General features: G+C 71.0%; 20 protein-coding genes and 4 tRNA genes. 5 read left to right on the forward strand and 19 right to left on the reverse strand.

Going from position 1 to position 15,643, the window contains the following annotated elements; genetic code table 11:
- Nucleotides 1–543: 543 nt before the first annotated feature.
- From rplL to GA0070564_RS14180, 17 genes are all read right to left on the reverse strand, one after another.
- Entirely contained in the window at nt 544–930 is a 387-nt protein-coding gene (rplL, locus tag GA0070564_RS14105) for a 50S ribosomal protein L7/L12 (RefSeq protein ID WP_091608878.1), read from the reverse strand.
- A 54-nt stretch (nt 931–984) separates the two neighbouring features.
- The gene (gene rplJ / locus GA0070564_RS14110; protein ID WP_091608880.1) at nt 985–1,533 is read right to left on the reverse strand and encodes a 50S ribosomal protein L10; all 549 of its coding nucleotides are present in this window, start codon (nt 1,531–1,533) and stop codon (nt 985–987) included.
- A 332-nt stretch (nt 1,534–1,865) separates the two neighbouring features.
- Nucleotides 1,866–2,555, reverse strand: a complete 690-nt coding sequence (locus tag GA0070564_RS14115; RefSeq protein ID WP_091608883.1) for a hypothetical protein — start codon at nt 2,553–2,555, stop codon at nt 1,866–1,868.
- Nucleotides 2,552–3,337 (reverse strand): ATP-binding cassette domain-containing protein, encoded by a 786-nt coding sequence (locus GA0070564_RS14120; protein ID WP_091608885.1) that lies wholly within the window; start codon nt 3,335–3,337, stop codon nt 2,552–2,554. Before GA0070564_RS14120 ends, GA0070564_RS14115 begins: the two co-directional genes overlap by 4 nt.
- Nucleotides 3,338–3,415: 78 nt before the next feature.
- Entirely contained in the window at nt 3,416–4,132 is a 717-nt protein-coding gene (gene rplA / locus GA0070564_RS14125) for a 50S ribosomal protein L1 (protein WP_091608887.1), read from the reverse strand.
- Nucleotides 4,133–4,214: 82 nt separating this feature from the next.
- Nucleotides 4,215–4,646 carry a 50S ribosomal protein L11 gene (rplK, locus tag GA0070564_RS14130; RefSeq protein WP_091608889.1) on the reverse strand — a complete coding sequence of 144 codons (432 nt, stop codon included), beginning with the start codon at nt 4,644–4,646 and terminating at the stop codon, nt 4,215–4,217.
- A 196-nt stretch (nt 4,647–4,842) separates the two neighbouring features.
- Nucleotides 4,843–5,562, reverse strand: a complete 720-nt coding sequence (gene nusG / locus GA0070564_RS14135) for a transcription termination/antitermination protein NusG (protein ID WP_091608892.1) — start codon at nt 5,560–5,562, stop codon at nt 4,843–4,845.
- A 38-nt stretch (nt 5,563–5,600) separates the two neighbouring features.
- Nucleotides 5,601–5,996, reverse strand: coding sequence for a preprotein translocase subunit SecE (gene secE / locus GA0070564_RS14140; RefSeq protein WP_091608894.1), 396 nt, complete (start codon nt 5,994–5,996; stop codon nt 5,601–5,603).
- Between the two features lie 215 nt (nt 5,997–6,211).
- A tRNA-Trp gene (locus GA0070564_RS14145) sits at nt 6,212–6,284 on the reverse strand.
- 128 nt (nt 6,285–6,412) lie between these two features.
- Nucleotides 6,413–6,805 (reverse strand): MaoC family dehydratase, encoded by a 393-nt coding sequence (locus GA0070564_RS14150; RefSeq protein WP_091608896.1) that lies wholly within the window; start codon nt 6,803–6,805, stop codon nt 6,413–6,415.
- A gap of 1 nt (nt 6,806) precedes the next feature.
- The gene (locus GA0070564_RS14155) at nt 6,807–7,253 is read right to left on the reverse strand and encodes a MaoC family dehydratase N-terminal domain-containing protein (RefSeq protein WP_091608898.1); all 447 of its coding nucleotides are present in this window, start codon (nt 7,251–7,253) and stop codon (nt 6,807–6,809) included.
- Nucleotides 7,254–7,379: 126 nt separating this feature from the next.
- Nucleotides 7,380–7,547, reverse strand: coding sequence for a 50S ribosomal protein L33 (gene rpmG / locus GA0070564_RS14160; protein ID WP_067301359.1), 168 nt, complete (start codon nt 7,545–7,547; stop codon nt 7,380–7,382).
- 133 nt (nt 7,548–7,680) lie between these two features.
- Nucleotides 7,681–7,753, reverse strand: a tRNA-Met gene (locus GA0070564_RS14165).
- A 25-nt stretch (nt 7,754–7,778) separates the two neighbouring features.
- Nucleotides 7,779–7,851: transfer RNA gene (locus GA0070564_RS14170), tRNA-Thr, on the reverse strand.
- 96 nt (nt 7,852–7,947) lie between these two features.
- Entirely contained in the window at nt 7,948–10,464 is a 2,517-nt protein-coding gene (locus tag GA0070564_RS14175) for a putative bifunctional diguanylate cyclase/phosphodiesterase (RefSeq protein WP_091608901.1), read from the reverse strand.
- 104 nt (nt 10,465–10,568) lie between these two features.
- Nucleotides 10,569–10,700 carry a hypothetical protein gene (locus tag GA0070564_RS30210; protein ID WP_281182152.1) on the reverse strand — a complete coding sequence of 44 codons (132 nt, stop codon included), beginning with the start codon at nt 10,698–10,700 and terminating at the stop codon, nt 10,569–10,571.
- Nucleotides 10,701–10,983: 283 nt separating this feature from the next.
- Nucleotides 10,984–11,460, reverse strand: a complete 477-nt coding sequence (locus tag GA0070564_RS14180) for an Rrf2 family transcriptional regulator (RefSeq protein WP_091608903.1) — start codon at nt 11,458–11,460, stop codon at nt 10,984–10,986.
- 80 nt (nt 11,461–11,540) lie between these two features.
- Between GA0070564_RS14180 and GA0070564_RS14185 the strand changes: the two genes are divergently transcribed.
- Entirely contained in the window at nt 11,541–12,293 is a 753-nt protein-coding gene (locus GA0070564_RS14185) for an NIPSNAP family protein (protein ID WP_091608906.1), read from the forward strand.
- 70 nt (nt 12,294–12,363) lie between these two features.
- Here GA0070564_RS14185 and GA0070564_RS14190 read toward each other — a convergent pair.
- A tRNA-Tyr gene (locus tag GA0070564_RS14190) sits at nt 12,364–12,447 on the reverse strand.
- Between the two features lie 148 nt (nt 12,448–12,595).
- Between GA0070564_RS14190 and GA0070564_RS14195 the strand changes: the two genes are divergently transcribed.
- Complete coding sequence (locus GA0070564_RS14195; protein ID WP_176730668.1) at nt 12,596–13,090, forward strand: YajQ family cyclic di-GMP-binding protein; 495 nt, start codon at nt 12,596–12,598, stop codon at nt 13,088–13,090.
- Nucleotides 13,091–13,207: 117 nt separating this feature from the next.
- Here GA0070564_RS14195 and GA0070564_RS14200 read toward each other — a convergent pair whose 3' ends face one another.
- Nucleotides 13,208–13,657 carry a MerR family transcriptional regulator gene (locus tag GA0070564_RS14200; RefSeq protein WP_091608911.1) on the reverse strand — a complete coding sequence of 150 codons (450 nt, stop codon included), beginning with the start codon at nt 13,655–13,657 and terminating at the stop codon, nt 13,208–13,210.
- A gap of 154 nt (nt 13,658–13,811) precedes the next feature.
- Between GA0070564_RS14200 and GA0070564_RS14205 the strand changes: the two genes are divergently transcribed.
- The 3 genes from GA0070564_RS14205 (at nt 13,812) to GA0070564_RS14215 (ending at nt 15,626) form a co-directional block, all read left to right on the forward strand.
- Nucleotides 13,812–14,300 carry a nuclear transport factor 2 family protein gene (locus GA0070564_RS14205; protein ID WP_091608913.1) on the forward strand — a complete coding sequence of 163 codons (489 nt, stop codon included), beginning with the start codon at nt 13,812–13,814 and terminating at the stop codon, nt 14,298–14,300.
- Nucleotides 14,301–14,578: 278 nt separating this feature from the next.
- Entirely contained in the window at nt 14,579–15,088 is a 510-nt protein-coding gene (locus GA0070564_RS14210) for a SigE family RNA polymerase sigma factor (RefSeq protein ID WP_091608915.1), read from the forward strand.
- Entirely contained in the window at nt 15,069–15,626 is a 558-nt protein-coding gene (locus tag GA0070564_RS14215; RefSeq protein ID WP_091608918.1) for a permease-like cell division protein FtsX, read from the forward strand. Before GA0070564_RS14210 ends, GA0070564_RS14215 begins: the two co-directional genes overlap by 20 nt.
- Nucleotides 15,627–15,643: the final 17 nt, after the last annotated feature.

The following is a 15,643-nucleotide window of genomic DNA, read 5'->3' on the forward strand; positions in this document are numbered from 1 at the left end:
ACGGCTGGTACGCGTGCACTCCAATGACCCCACCAGAATTATCCGTAAACGGACATTTCCGAGCAGGGGTCAAGTCGGAAGGCAGCGCAAACTAGCAGTGTAGCCGAGAGGCTAACCGCTGTCCAGTCCACCCCGCAGGTCGTTGCGGAACTTGCCTCGGAGCCCCTCAGAACGGGGCCTGCCGGGCCGCTCGGAACGCAACGTTCCTGTCGGGCCGCTCGGGTCGCGAAGCGGCGTGGTGCCGCTGCCATTACCCAAGAGGTGGCCGTTGCAAGCGCGGAAGGTCTTGCTGGTGTCAGCGTGCCTGGCAGCGTGCTCCCGCGTCAAGGGCCGGTCTCGGCTCGCCGGGGTCTTTCCCTCCGGCGGACTACCGCCACGGGCCCCCCGACCGCTCCACGCCGACGACAGCCGCCCTGCTCAGGCCGTTGCTCACCGTGTCGTAACAACCACAGCGGGCGGTGACCCGTTCCCGGATCACCGCCCGCCACGAACGCGGTGTGCCCCGACTCACGTGAGCCGGACACGCGTCAGGTCAACGCAAGGTCACTTGAGGGTGACCTTGGCGCCCTCGCCCTCGAGCTTGGCCTTGGCCTTGTCGGCGGTCTCCTTGTTGGCCTTCTCCAGGATGGCCTTCGGAGCGGCCTCGACCAGGTCCTTGGCCTCCTTGAGGCCCAGGCCGGTCAGCTCACGCACGACCTTGATGACCTGGATCTTCTTGCCGCCGTCAGCCTCGAGGATGACGTCGAACTCGTCCTTCTCCTCCTCGGCCGGGGCGGCCGGGCCGGCGGCGCCGCCGGCGGCGGCAACGGCGACCGGAGCGGCCGCGGTGACCTCGAAGGTCTCCTCGAACTGCTTCACGAACTCGGAGAGCTCGATCAGCGTCATCTCCTTGAACGCGTCGAGCAGCTCGTCGGTGCTGAGCTTCGCCATGTCTGGCGTCCTTTCCTGAAACTGTTAGGTAAGAATCTGGTGCGCCGGGGGGCCTCAGGCCGCCTCGGCGCCCTCCTGCTCGCGCTTCTTGTCCGCCAGGGCGGCCGCCGCACGGGCGGCCTTGGAGAGCGGAGCCTGGAACAGGGCCGCGGCCTTGCTCAGGTTGCCCTTCATGGCGCCGGCCAGCTTGGCCAGCAGCACCTCACGGGACTCCAGGTCGGCAAGCTTCGTGACCTCGGCCGCGGAAATGGCCCTGCCCTCGAAGACGCCGCCCTTGATGACGAGCTTCGGGTTGGCCTTCGCGAAGTCGCGAAGGCCCTTCGCCGCCTCGACGACGTCGCCCGAAACGAAAGTCAGCGCGGTAGGACCGGTGAACAGCTCGTCGAGGCCGGAGATGCCCGCGTCGCTCGCCGCACGCTTCGCCAGCGTGTTCTTCGCGACGGTGTAGCTGGTCTCCTTGCCGAGCGAGCGCCGCAGCTGGGTGAGCTGGGAAACCGTCAGACCGCGGTACTCGGTCAACACCGTGGCACCGGAGTTACGGAAGCTCTCGGTCAGCTCAGCGACGGCCGTGGCCTTGTCGGACCGGATCGGCTTGTCCGCCATGTCCCTCCTCTCTCGTTGCTCGAGGCTGGTCACCGTCGACGAGCGGTGGCTCGCGACGGTGGCGGAGGCGACGCGACAACGAGAAAAGCCCCGGCGCAGGGCGCACGGGGCGAGGGCCGGCCGGTCGCATCGCGGTCGGTGGACCGCGGGTGACACAGCCGAGTTTCGCTTACCGCCCTGCGCGGGTCGCCCGTCATCGCGGGACCTTCGACCGTGCCGGAGCACGGTGACCAGCGGTCTCTGGGTGGAACTTCGAGCAGAAGGTTACGCGACACGGCGCGTGATCGCCAAATCGCCCTCGAAGTGCGCCCGGTCACCGCGCCGGGCCGCCGTCAGGGACGAACCCGTCGCCACCGGAGGTAGCCGGCCAGCACCACCGCCGTCCAGGCCACCGCCCACGCCGACAGGAGTCCGCCGGTGGCCGGCGCCACTCCCCCGCCCAGCGCCCGGGCGGTCGCCAGCAGCGGCGGCACCAGCCAGGGCACCGCCGAGCCGCTCAACCCCAGCGCCAGGGTGCCGACCGCGCCGAGGGCCAGCACCGCGACGCCGTACCCGGCGGAACCGGTCACGGCCCGGCTGGCCAGGGCGCCGAGCGCCACCGCGGGCGGCAGGGCGAGCAGGTGCGCCCAGAGGCCCAGGGCCAGCCCCACCGGCAACGACTGCTCCCCGGCTCCCGACGGGGCAACCACCCCGCCCACCAGCCACGGGAAGACCAGCGCCACGGCCACCGTGCCGGCGCCGGCAAGGGCCGCCGCCAGCAGCCCGGCCGCGCGTTCCCGGGCCGGGCCGACCAGCACCAGGGCCAGCCGGCGCTGCACGTCCGGCTCGACGTCGAGCAGGATCTTGGTCTGCCAGGCCAGCACCGGGAAGAGCACCACGGCCGAGACGCCGTACGCCTCCGCCGGCCGGGCCCGGCCGCCGCCGTACAGCACGGCGAGGGCGAGCAGGCCGGCGAGGAGCGGGGCCAGCGCCCGGCCGGTACGCAGGAAGCCGGCCAGCCGCATCCGGACCAGGCCGCTCACCGGGCCGCCACCTCACCTGGGGTCGCCGGGGCGTCGGGCGGGGAGGAGTCGGTGCGTACCCGCAGGACGTGGTGGCCGTCGGCGCGCAACCGGGCGACGGTGCCCGCCACCCGCGCTGCCGGCACCGAGACCTCGACCACCGCGTGCGCCGCCGCCGGCGCGACGGCCGGCGGCTCGGTGCCGACCGTGCCGTCCGCGACCGTCCACCGGGCGGCGCCCGGCAGTCGGACCGTCTCCCCGCGGTGGTCGCTGACCAGCACCGAGCCGCCCGCCGCGAGCACCTCGTCGACCAGGCCGGGGACCAGCTCGCGGGCCGCCGCGTCCAGCCCCTCCCACGGCTCGTCGAGCACCAGCAGGCCGGGGCGGCGGAGCATCGCCTGGGCCAGGCCGACCTTCTGCGCCGTCCCCTTGGACAGCTCGGCCAGCCGGACACCCCGGAACCGGGTCAGGCCCAGCCGTTCCGTCCAGCGGTCCACCGCCGCGGCCGTGTCGGTCGCCGGCAGGCCGGCAGCCCGTCCCATGGCGGTGAGATAGGCGGTCACGGTGAACGGCTGGTCCGCGGGGAAGCGCTCCGGCACCCAGCCCACCCGCCGGGGACGGTCGAGCACCCGGCCCCGGGTCGGGCTGAGCACGCCGGCGGCGAGTTGCAGCAGGGTGGACTTGCCGGCGCCGTTCCGGCCCAGCACCACCGCCACCTCGCCCGGGTCGATGGACACCGCCGCCGCCCGCAGCACCCAGGGGCCGCCACGCCGGTACCGGAGCCAGACGTCCTCCACTCGCATCCCGTGAGCGTGCCACAACCGGCAGACGGAAGGGGCCCCGCCACAACCGTGGCGGGGCCCCTTCGCGGGAGGCGGCGCTCAGCCCTCGGCGCCGGTCTCCTGGAAGTTCTTGACCACCTTCGGGTCGACCGGGACGCCCGGGCCCATGGTGGTGGTCAGGGTGACCTTCTTCAGGTACGTGCCCTTGGCCGCCGACGGCTTGGCGCGGAGCACCTCGTCGAGGACGGCGGCGTAGTTCTCGATCAGCTGGGTCTCGCCGAACGAGGCCTTGCCGATGATCAGGTGCAGGTTGGAGTGCTTGTCCACCCGGAAGGTGATCTTGCCGCCCTTGATGTCCTGAACGGCCTTGGTGACGTCCATGGTCACCGTGCCCGTCTTCGGGTTCGGCATCAGGCCGCGCGGGCCCAGGATCCGCGCGATCCGGCCGATCTTGGCCATCTGGTCCGGGGTGGCGATCGCCGCGTCGAAGTCCAGCCAACCGCCCTGGATCCGGGCGACCAGCTCGTCGGTGCCCACCTCGTCGGCACCGGCGGCGGCGGCCTCCTCGGCCTTCGCGCCGGCGGCGAACACGATCACGCGGGCGGTCTTGCCGGTGCCGTGCGGCAGGTTGACCACGCCGCGGACCATCTGGTCCGCCTTGCGGGGGTCGACGCCGAGGCGCATCGCGACCTCGACCGTGGCGTCGAACTTGACGTTGGTGGTCTCCTTGGCCAGCTTGACGGCCTCGGCGGGGGTGTACAGCTTCGACCGGTCGATGACGTCGGCGGCCTTGCGGTAGCTCTTGCTGCGCTGCATTTCTCGATACTCCTGTGGTTGCTGGCGGGCCGCGGCGACCGCGCGCCCTCCCACGAACTGATCTGAAGGAAGGTGGACGACGTCAGTCGTTGACGACGATGCCCATCGACCGGGCGGTGCCGGCGATGATCTTCGCAGCCTGGTCCACGTCGTTGGCGTTGAGGTCGACCATCTTCTTCTCGGCGATCTCGCGCACCTGGGTCATGGTGACCGAGCCGACCTTGTCCTTCTGCGGGACGCCGGAGCCCTTGTCCACGCCGGCGGCCTTGAGCAGCAGCCGGGCGGCGGGCGGGGTCTTCAGGACGAAGGTGAAGGTCCGGTCCTCGTACACGCTGATCTCGGCGGGGACGATGTCGCCCCGCTGGGACTCGGTCTGCGCGTTGTACGACTTGCAGAACTCCATGATGTTCACGCCGTGCTGACCGAGCGCCGGGCCGACCGGCGGAGCCGGGGTGGCCTGGCCGGCCTTCAGCTGAAGCGTGAACGTCTTGACGAGCTTCTTCTTCGGAGGCATGTCACTTCCTGGGGCTTGGAACTGGGATATGTGCCGGCCGCGGGCGCGCACGGTCAGCGCGATGCGACAGCGGCGACATTCTAGGGTAGCGCAGCGTCCGGCCGCCCCGTCCGCCGAGGCCCGTCGAAGCTGCGGCGGGCCCGGAACGAGTACGCCGGCGGCGGGCTGGACAGCCCTCCGCCGGCGAACCGGAACGTCAGATCTTGGTTACCTGGTTGAAGTTCAGCTCGACCGGAGTCTCCCGGCCGAAGATCGACACCAGCACCTTGAGCTTCTGCTGGTCGGCGTTGATCTCGCTGATCGTCGCCGGCAGCGAGGCGAACGCGCCGTCGGTGACGGTGACCGAGTCGCCGACCTCGAAGTCGAGGACCCTGACCTCGGGCTTGGCCTTCTTCTGCTCGGTCTCGACCGCCGGGGCCAGCCACTTCAGCACCTCGTCGAGGCTCAGCGGCGCCGGACGGTCGGCCCGGTCGGTCGCCCCGACGAAGCCGGTCACGCCCGGGGTGTTCCGGACGCAGGAGTAGGACTCCGCGGTCAGCTCCATCCGCACCAGGATGTAGCCCGGGAAGACCTTGGCCTGCACCTGGGAGCGCTTGCCGTTCTTGACCTCGACCTCTTCCCGGGTCGGCACCTCGACCTGGTAGATGAAGTCCTCCATGTCGAGGGAGGTGATCCGGGTCTCGAGGTTGGTCTTGACCTTGTTCTCGTAGCCGGCGTACGAGTGGACCACGTACCAGTCACCGGGGGCGTAGCGCAGCTTCTGGCGCAGCTCGGCGACCGGGTCGAAGTCCTCCTCCACCGGCTCACTGGTCGGGAACTCGGACTCGTTGGCGGCCTCGACCGACTCGTCACCAGCCGCCGTCGCCACCGCGGACTGCTCGTCCGTGGTCTCGGCGGTCTCGTCGTACTCAGGCACGCTCGCTCACTTCCGTCACTATCGGCACATCAGGCCGGTCAGCTGGGGTTGCCGAAGACCCACAGCACGCCCTTCGCGAACGCGAAGTCGAGCAGTCCGACGATCGTCAGCATCACGGCGACGAAGGTGACCACCACGGCGGTGTAGGTCAACAGCTCCTTGCGGGTCGGCCAGATGACCTTACGCAGCTCGGCCACGACCTCGCGGAAGAACCGCGCGATGCGGGCGAAGAGCCCGATCCGCTCGGTGTCCCTCCGGGTCTTCCGGCCGTCGGACGACTCGGCCCGGGCCCGGGCCCGGGTGGCGGTGCCACCCCGGGAGACCGGCTCGTCGGTGGCGGTGGCCTCGTCGTCGGCCACGTCGTCGACGACCTCGTCGCGCTCGTCGCGCAGCTCGTCGCCGGCGTCCTCGCCGCGCCGCTTGCTCTCGGCCACTTCGCCCTCCGTAGCGGGATCTCGGGTCGCACACCGGTGGGGTATGCGCGGCGTGTGGTCACGCCGGCCGGACCAACCGTCCCGCGACGGGCCGCGGCCGGCGGATCGACCAGGGCGGACCCGATCGCCTCGGAACCACCCCGCCGATGCCACCACCACGGGCCGGACGCCGCCGGGCGGCGGCGCGACCCACGGGAACGGTCAGGCCTGAGGCGCAGGGGTGACAGGACTTGAACCTGCAGCCTGCGGTTTTGGAGACCGCTGCTCTGCCAATTGAGCTACACCCCTGTGCGGCAACTCTCACCCCACCCGGTCGCGAACGACCGCGCAGGGGTCACTTGCCCCACGGCGGACCAGTGTACGGGTAGTGGTGCGACTTTCCCAACCGGTCCACCCCCAGCGCGTCGGAACGCCCGTCAGGCCGGTGTGCGCACGGTCGCCCGAGCCTGCGACAGGACCTTCTCGCCCCGGCAGGTCGCGGTGACATCGAGCCTGGTCAGACCCTCCTCGGTGACCTCACGGACCACCGCGGAGACCTCGATCTCGGTGCCCTGATCGTCGTCCGGGACGACCACCGGCCGGGCGAACCGCACGTTGTAGTCGACCACCGCGTCGGACGCGCCGGCCCAGCCGGTCAGCGCGCGGCCCACCAGCGCCATGGTGAACATCCCGTGGGCGATGACGCCGGGCAGGCCGACCCCGGTGGCGATCCGGTCGCTCCAGTGGATCGGGTTGAAGTCACCGGAGGCGCCGGCGTAACGGACCAGGTCCGCGCGGGTCACCCGGAAGGTCTGGGTGGGCAGCTCCATGTCAGGCCTCCCCGCGTACGACGATCTTGGACCAGACGGTGACCACCGGCTCGCCGGCCACCGTGGCGACCTCGGTGCGGGTGGTCAGGAAACCGTGCCCGCCGCGGCTGGTGATCTCGTCGATGCTGCTCACGCAGACCAGCTCGTCGCCGGCCACCACCGGACGGGTGTACGCGAACCGCTGGTCGCCGTGGACGACGCGGCTGTAGTCCACGCCGAGCGCCGGATCCTCGACGATCCGGGCGTTCGCGGCCATGGTGAGCACCTGGGGGAAGGTCGGCGGGGCCACCACGTCCGGATGGCCGAGCGCGCGGGCCGCCTCCGGGTCGTGGTACGCCGCGTCGGTGGCGCCGATCGCGGTGGCGAACTCGCGGATCTTTTCTCGGCCCACCTGGTAGGGGGCGGTCGGCGGATAGCTCCGGCCGACGAAGGACGGGTCCAGGGACATGCCGCCGAACCTACACGCAAAAACGATCGCCGATCCGGACGGAGGCCGGCCGTTGGGGGCCGTCAGCCGTGCGGATCGGCGATCGGATGCTGCTTCGGGGACCTGGCCGGCAGTGCCGGCCGCAGGTCAGCGGGTCTCGCGGTGGATCGTGTGCTTGCCGTCCCGGGGGCAGAACTTCTTCAGCTCGATGCGGTCCGGGTCGTTACGACGGTTCTTGCGCGTGATGTAGTTGCGCTCCTTGCACTCCACACACGCCAAAGTGATCTTCGGCCGGACATCGGTCGCCTTCGCCACGGCGGAGTGCCTTCCTCGCTAACGGACAACAACTACGACGCATGAGCCTACGCGCTGATGACGTGGACATGCAAAGTGGGCGCCTGTGGCGCCCGTCCCACCGACCACCGGGAACGAGCCCGGAGGACGAGAGTAGCGGTGGCCGGACTTGAACCGGCGACACAGCGATTATGAGCCGCTTGCTCTACCATCTGAGCTACACCGCCGTGGCGGGTCCAGCCGGACCCTTTGAGCCCCCTTACGGAATCGAACCGTAGACCTTCTCCTTACCATGGAGACGCTCTGCCGACTGAGCTAAGGGGGCCTACCCGATCACCCCGGAGGGCGTCGCGCAGGGGATACATTACACGGCCTCCTGGCGGCCGTGAAATCGGATCCCCTGCTATGCCATCCGCGCAGCTCAGGGCACCACACGCAGGCGCGGCAGCTCGCCCACGGTGATCGACTCCGGGTCGACCTGGGCGCCGAACCACGCCTCCAGACGCTCGTACGGCAGCGGGCGGCTGAACAGGAAGCCCTGGCCGATCTCGCAGCCGATGTCCTGGAGCAGCTCCAGGGTCAGCTCGCTCTCCACCCCCTCGGCCACCACCGCCAGGCCGAACTGCTGGGAGAGCGTCACCACCGCGTTGACGATCGCCAGGTCGCCCGGGTCGGTCGCCATCCCCTGCACGAAGGAACGGTCGACCTTCACCTCGTGCACGGGCAGCCGGCGAAGGTACGCCAGCGAGGAGGAGCCGGTGCCGAAGTCGTCCACCGACAGCCGTACGCCGAGGTCGCGCAGCCGGCGCAGGGTCGGGATCGGCCGGTCGGTGCCGTCCAGCAGCCCGGTCTCCCGGATCTCGAAGGTGAGCCGCTGCGCGGGCACGCCGTACTCCGTGAGCAGGTCCCGGACCCGGTCGGGGAAGTCGCGGTCGGTGAGCGTACGCGCGGAGAGGTTGACCGCGACGGCGAGCGGCTGCGCGGCGTGCGTCCAGTCCCGACTGCGCCGCAGCCCCTCCCGGAGGACCAGCTCGGTGAGCCGGCCCAGTTGTCCGGTGTGCTCGGCCACCGCGACGAAGTCCTCGGGGGCCACCGTGCCGTGCGCCGGGTGCTCCCAGCGGGCCAGGCACTCGACGCCGACCAGCCGACGGTCCCGCAGCGTCACCTTGGGTTGGAAGTAGACCTCCAGCTCGCCGTCGTCCAACGCCCGGCGCAGGTCGCCGGCGAGGCCGAGGCGGCGCAACGACCGCGACTCCAGCGCCGGGTTGAACAGCTGGACGCTGCCCGGCACCGACTTCGCCGCCGTGGCGGCCAGGTCGACCCGTTGCAACAGGGTGGCCGCGTCGCTGCCGTGCTCCGGGTGTACGGCCACCCCCACGGCGGTGTCCACGTCGAGGGTGAGCGCGTCGAAGGCCATCTCACCGCGGATCCGCTCGCGCAGCTGGCCGGCCAGTTCCAGGGCCGCGTCCGCGCTCTCGCACCGCAACGTCACCAGGAACTCGTCCCCGCCGGCCCGCCCCACCAGCGCCGAGGAGGGAGCGCAGGTGCGCAGCCGCTCGGCCACCTCGGCGAGGACCCGGTCCCCGGCCGCGTGACCAAGGGACTCGTTGACCTGCCGCAGTCCGTCGACGTCGAAGAGCAGCAGGGCGACCACCTCACCGGGCGCCCGGATCTTCACCGCCTCCTCCAGCGCGCCGGTGATCCGGCGCCGGTTGGGCAGCTTGGTGAGCGTGTCGTGGTACGCGTCGTGGCGCAGCCGGTCGACCAGCCGGGAGTTCTCCAGGGCGACGGCGGCGTGCGCGGCGACCGTCTCGAAGACCGGATTGTCCTCGGGCGAGAACCGGCCGACGTCGCTGAGTCGATTGACCACCTCCAGGGTGCCGATCACGGCCTCACCGGATCGGAGCGGCACGATGATCGCGTCCTTGATCCCGGTCTGGCGCACCGCCTCGAGCCGTTGGCGGTCGCTGCCGAGCACGTATGTGCGCCGGTCCTTGACGACCTGCTCCCGCAGCTCGGCAGGGGTGGTGGCGAAGTCGAGCAGGCCGCGCCCGTCCACCCGGGAGGTGAGCAGTACCTCGGGGTGACGGCCCTGGGCCGGCAGCCAGAGCGTGGAGTACTCGGCCTGCATGAGTGCTCGCACCCGCCCCAGCAGGGCGTCGGGCAGAGTCCCGTCCTGTCCGCTGCGCGTCATGGCCTGGGTCAGTTCGTAGATGTCGGCGAGCGTGCGGTGCTGACGAAGGAACTTCGCGTACGCCCGGTAGACCACGGCGACGATGAGCGCGAGCGCGCCGAGCAGGAGCAGCGACCAGCGGGTGGCGCTGACCGCGATGAGAATGATCAGGCCGACCGTGGCGTTGACCCCGGCCGCCACCAACGGGGCGGTGGACGTTCGCACCACCTCCAGCCCGGCCTGCCAGCCCTGCAACAGGGTGATGACACCGACGACGGCCGCCAAGGTGACCAGGGTGATGGTGCTGACCGCGGCGAAGAGGATGCCCCAGGTGCCCGGGCCGACGCCCCGGATGTCGGGGAGCGCCAGCAGCACCAGGACGCCCACCGAGGTCGCGGCCGCGGCGCGAGCCACGTTGAACGCGAGCTTCGCCGTGCCGAGTCGCCGGCGGAGCTGACTCACCACGGCTGCGACCGTGGCCACCAGGACCACGGTCAGCGGGGGTAGGTAGAACAGGGACAGGACGAGCGGGATCTCGGTGATCGTCGCGGCCAGGGTCTGGCGACGGACCACGAAGCTGAGCACCGGGAACTGCGCCGCCACGAGGGCGACGAGCAGAAGGGCGGCCAGCCCCCACTCACCGGCAGGCTTCTCCGCCGCGACCACCATCAACAGACAGCACAGGACAGCGAGAAGCGTCAGTGGCCCGGTGATCAGCCAGGCGAGATCAGTGGGACGCCGGACCTTCGCCGTGTGGGTCGCCATTGCGCTCCCTTACGTCACCGATCTCTGCTCCGGGGCGGTCGGACCGCACCACCTCGGTCCAGCGGTGAGACCCTCGACTCACCTGCGGCGAAGGGCGTCTACGTCTAGTGCCACTCGAACTCGAGGGTGGCGAGGTTGCCGGCGTCGGAGAGGCCGGCACCAGCGGCAGCGCCGGCGAAGAGCGCGAGCAGCATCATGGTCATGCCGAGCAGCCGACCCAGCTTTTGAGTAGGCATCGTGTGACTCCTGTCGGGGAACGTAAGCACGAGGGGGGTGAAGATTCCATGATGGTGCCACAACCCACGAAGTCAACAAACCCCTCGCAGCCCTGACTCCACCTGGATGCCAGCAAGTCCGACCGATCGGCAGGACCGTTTGACTGGCGGGGTGATACCCGCCCTCACGCGTCGATCACGGGCGGTTCAGCTGCTGATCACTCTGACCTAACGAACTAACAGCCGAATACTCCCCAGCTACCGCAAAGCATCCCTGTCCTTTGAGGACCCCCCGGGGCAGGCGTCATGAGTCGCGCGGCGCCGGCACACCGGCCCACGGCACGGGCAGCGGGTGTCGCCGCAGCACCGTGTCGAGCACGTCGGCGATCGTCCGCCGGGACAGTTCACCGGCGACGGCTCGGCCCACGCGGTCGTAGATGTCGTCCAGGACGGGAGCGATCCCGTAGCCGACCGGGCAGTCCTGCCGTGGCTGGTGCGGGTGCAGCGCGAACACCGGTCCCGGCTCGACGGCCGCGTACACCTCGGCGAGGGTGATGCCGGTGGCCGGCGTACACAGCGACCACCCGCCGCCGGGTCCGAGGCCGGCGGCGACCATGCCGGCGTCGCGCAGCGGGCCGAGGGCCCGACGGACCGCGGCCGGATTGCTGTCCAGGCTGGCCGCGATCTGGTCGCTGGTCAGCCCGGTGTGACCGTGCCGCTGCGCCAGCGCGAGCCAGCACAGGGCATGAACGGCCACGGTGAGGCGACTGTTGCCGGCCATGGCTTCTCCGTCCGGGCGGTTGCGCTTTCGATCACCGTCAGGATAATTCGTAACAATGTTTGTTACAGAAAGGGGTTGATGTGCAGCCTTCCGACTTCGCCAGCTGCGCCGTCGTGGAGATGCGGCGGTACGCGCTGCGCCCCGGACACTTCGACGACCTGCAACGGGTCTTCCAGCCCTGGCTCGTCGCGAGCCAGGAGCAGGCCGGAATGCGGCTCGGTGGACAGTTCCGGGACCGGGAGGACCCGGACCGCTTCGTGTGGTTCCGCGGCTTCGCCGGCATGGACCAGCGCCGCGAGGCGCTGGAGTCCTTCTACTACGGGCCGGTGTGGCAGGCGCACCGCGACGCGGCCAACGCCACGATGCTCGACAGCGACGATGTGCTCCTGCTCCGCCCGACCGAGCCGGCACACCACCCGGCCGCGCCGGCGACGCCCGGGTTGCCCGGACCGACGGCGAGCCCGACCTGGGCCGTCGCCCATGTGTGGGCGCTGCCGGCCGACGCCGGCCTGGAGGCGTGGCTGACCACCTCGGGTCACGCGGTTCTTCAGCGGGCCTTCGGCGTGCCGGTGGCCATGTGGCGGACCGAGCCGGCGGAGAACACCTTCCCGCGGCTGCCGGTACGCGATGGTCGCTTCGTGGTGTCGCTGGCCATGTTCGAGGATGGGGAACGGTGGGGCCTCGCCGCGGACCGACTCGAGAGCGAACCGGAGTGGCGCCGGATCACCGCTCGGCTCTCCGAGGCCGGGGTGACGAGCGAGGTGAACCACCTCCAGCCGACCGCCACTTCGGGCCACCCGATGCCGGCGGTTGCGGGGGTCGTCGAGGGCTGATTGCCGCCTCTCGCCGAACGACGACGGCCCCCGATCAGCATCTCTGCTGTTCGGGGGCCGTTCTCACGCCTGGTGGCGGGTAGAGGATTCGAACCTCTGAAGCTTTCGCGACGGATTTACAGTCCGCTCCCATTGGCCGCTCGGGCAACCCGCCAGGGCATCGCCACCACGTTCAACGCGGCAGCGGAAGCAAGGATAGCGGTCACCCCCGGGCCCGGCGCAACCGGGTACCGTCAGGGGGTCGCACCGCTGGTCAGCGGAGGACAGAACATGACAGACCGCCGGACAGCAGGAGCATGATCATGGCAGCGAACCCGTCGTTCGACATCGTGAGCAAGGTCGACCGGCAGGAGGTCGACAACGCCCTCCGCCAGGCGGAGAAGGAGCTCGCGCAGCGGTTCGACTTCCGCGGCACGGGCGCCGAGATCTCCTGGTCGGGCGAGGAGGCGATCAGCCTCCAGGCGGAAACCGAGGAGCGGGTCAGCGCGGCGCTGGACGTCTTCAAGGAGAAGCTGGTCAAGCGGAACATCTCGCTGAAGTCGCTGGACGCGGGCGACCCGCGCTCCTCCGGCAAGATCTTCAAGATCGACTGCAAGGTGATCCAGGGCATCGACTCGGACAAGGCCAAGGCGATCAGCAAGAAGATCCGCGACGAGGGCCCGAAGGGCGTGCAGGCGCAGATCCAGGGCGACCAGCTGCGGGTGACCGGCAAGAAGAAGGACGACCTCCAGGCGGTCATCACGCTGCTCAAGGGCGAGGACTTCGGCGTCGCCCTCCAGTTCACCAACTACCGGTAAGCGGGCCTCCAGCGCCCGGCCGGCGGTCGCACCCTGTGCCACTGGCGGGGCCCTCACGAACCGGGGTAGGGCGGCGGCACGCCGCCCTACCCCGTCAAGGCGCCGGCCCCGACGCCTCTACGGCTGCCCGGCCCCTCCGGACGGCCCCCCGTGTGCCCGTGTCGGCTGACCGGTGCGTGACTCGGCGGCCGGGCTGGGCCCCGCCACCGAGCCCTCACCGATGTACTCGCGCGCCGCGGCGATCAGGCCGTCCAGCTTGTCGCGCGTGGTCACCAGGTCGGCGACCTTCCCGTCGATGCGATCCCGTTCGGCCATCATCTTGCCGAGCATGCTCGGCCCGGTGTCCGAGCCGGGCGTGAAGACACAGGGCAGCAGCTCCAGGACCATTCGGCTCGGCAGGCCCGCCCCGTAGAGCCGCTGGATCCACTGCACCCGTTCGACCGCGCTCTCGGGGTAGCGCCGCTGGCCACCTGCGCTGCGGTCGGAGGCGAGGAGGTTCTGCTCCTCGTAGTAGCGCAGCGCCCGGACGCTGACGCCGGTACGGGCGGCGAGCTCGCCGATACGCATGGGCCCTCCGATGACCTGACTCACAAGCACTTGTCTCTGACGTCAACGTCAGGTTCTAGCGTAGCAATCCGGCCGGGCCACGTCGCCCCGGTTCGCCGGCGGCGAGGGTGGCACCGGCATATCGCTACGAAGTGCTGGAAGAGGGAGAATCGTCATGAGCGATGAACGGAAGATCCAGGAGATCCTGGCCCGCTACGTGCGGGCCACCGACCGGCGCGACGGCAGGACGCAGGGCGCCCTGTTCACCGACGACGCGGTGGTGCAGAGCCTCTCCAAGACCGGCCCCGACAGCTACGAACCGGTCGCGCCGCCGCTGGTCGGCGGGGCAGCCGTCGCGTACGCCGTCGACAACTACATGGCCCCGCACCCGGAGGGCGGTTCCAGTCACCACGTGACCACCGACCACATCATCGAGGTCGACGGCGACCAGGCCCACATGAACGCCCAGTTCATCGTCTTCCGCGTCCAGGGCGCCGCCCGCCCGGCCAACGGCTGGCCGGCCGGCACCTTCGGCGCCCAGGGCACCGTGCAGCCGATCGAGTCCGGGTACTACGACACCGACCTGCGCAGGATCGACGGCGAGTGGAAGATCGTGGGCCACCGCATCCTGCTGGACCTGCCGTACGTGGTCCCGGGGGTCTGAGGGGTCGCCTGCGACAGGCGCCCGCCGTGGCACCTCCGCCGTTCACCACGTACGGCCGACGGTCAGCGCGAGAAGATCAACAGCAGCACCACGGTGATGATCGCGCTGACCAGGAGGGAGCCGAGACAGCCCATGCGGTTCGAGAAGAAGAGGAACATGACAGCCCTCCTACCCCGCTGAAGCATCCTCAGACCCACCCGTCCCTGCCGCCGGTGTAACCCGCCGCGCCCCTGCGGGGTGTCAGGTGGTGGAGAGAGCGGCGGCAGGAGCGAGGTGGCATGGACCCGGCGGACGACTTCGACGCCTTCTACACGGCGACGGCCAGACGGGTCGTGCACCACGTCTACGCGTACTGCGGGAACCTGGCCGAGGCGCAGGACGTGGCCCAGGAGGCGTACGCCCGGGCCTGGCAGCGGTGGTCGACCGTCGGCGACTACGAGGACCCGGAGGGCTGGGTGCGTACCGTCGCCTGGCGGTTGTCGGCGAACCGCCACCGCGGCCTGCTGCGCTGGTTCGCCGCGCGGTCCCGGCTCGGCCGCACCGCCGACGTGCCCGGGCCGAACCCGGACCGGGTGGCCCTGCTGGACGCGCTGCGCCGGCTGCCCGAGGCGCAGCGCCGGGTCGTCGTCCTGCACCACCTCGAGGACCTGCCGGTGGCGGAGATCGCCCGACGCACCGGCATGCCGGCCGGGACCGTGAAGGTCTACCTCTCCCGGGCGCGGGCCGCGCTCGCCACCCTGCTGGGCGACGACGAGAGGGAGGACGCCGATGTCGTCACGCATCCGTGAGGCGCTGGTGGAGTTGGAGGGGGACGTGTCCGGGCTGCGGCTGGCGCCGCCCGCCGCGGTGCGGGCCCGGGGCCGGGCGCGGACCCGGCGGCGGGTCGGCGCGTTGGCCGGGGCCACCGCCGTGGTGCTCGGTGCGGCGGCGCTGCCGGTGTGGCGGATGCCGGCGGACCCGCCGACCGCCGTGGCCGGCGACCCGCGACCGTCCCCGACCTGCGCGCCGGAGCAGCCGCCGCAGCCAGGGGTCCTGATGGTCTTCTTCAAGCAGGAGGTCACCGACGAGCAACGGCGCGCGGTGCTCGTGCGGCTCAAGGAGTTTCACCAGATCGACCGGGCGGTGACCGTGAGCCCGGTCGACCGGTGGGAACGCTTCGTCGCCACCCACTGCGGCTCCCCCGACCTGGCCCGGATCGGCCCGGACCAGTTCCCCGACTCCGTCGAGGTGCACCTGCGCCGCACCGACCCGGCCGTCCTCGCGCGGATCCGGGAGGCGGTCCGGACCCTCCCCGGGGTCGACGAGGTACCGCCGCCCGCCCGCTGAGACCACCGCCCGCCCGT

The organism is Micromonospora mirobrigensis (genome assembly GCF_900091555.1).
Lineage (GTDB): Bacteria > Actinomycetota > Actinomycetes > Mycobacteriales > Micromonosporaceae > Micromonospora > Micromonospora mirobrigensis.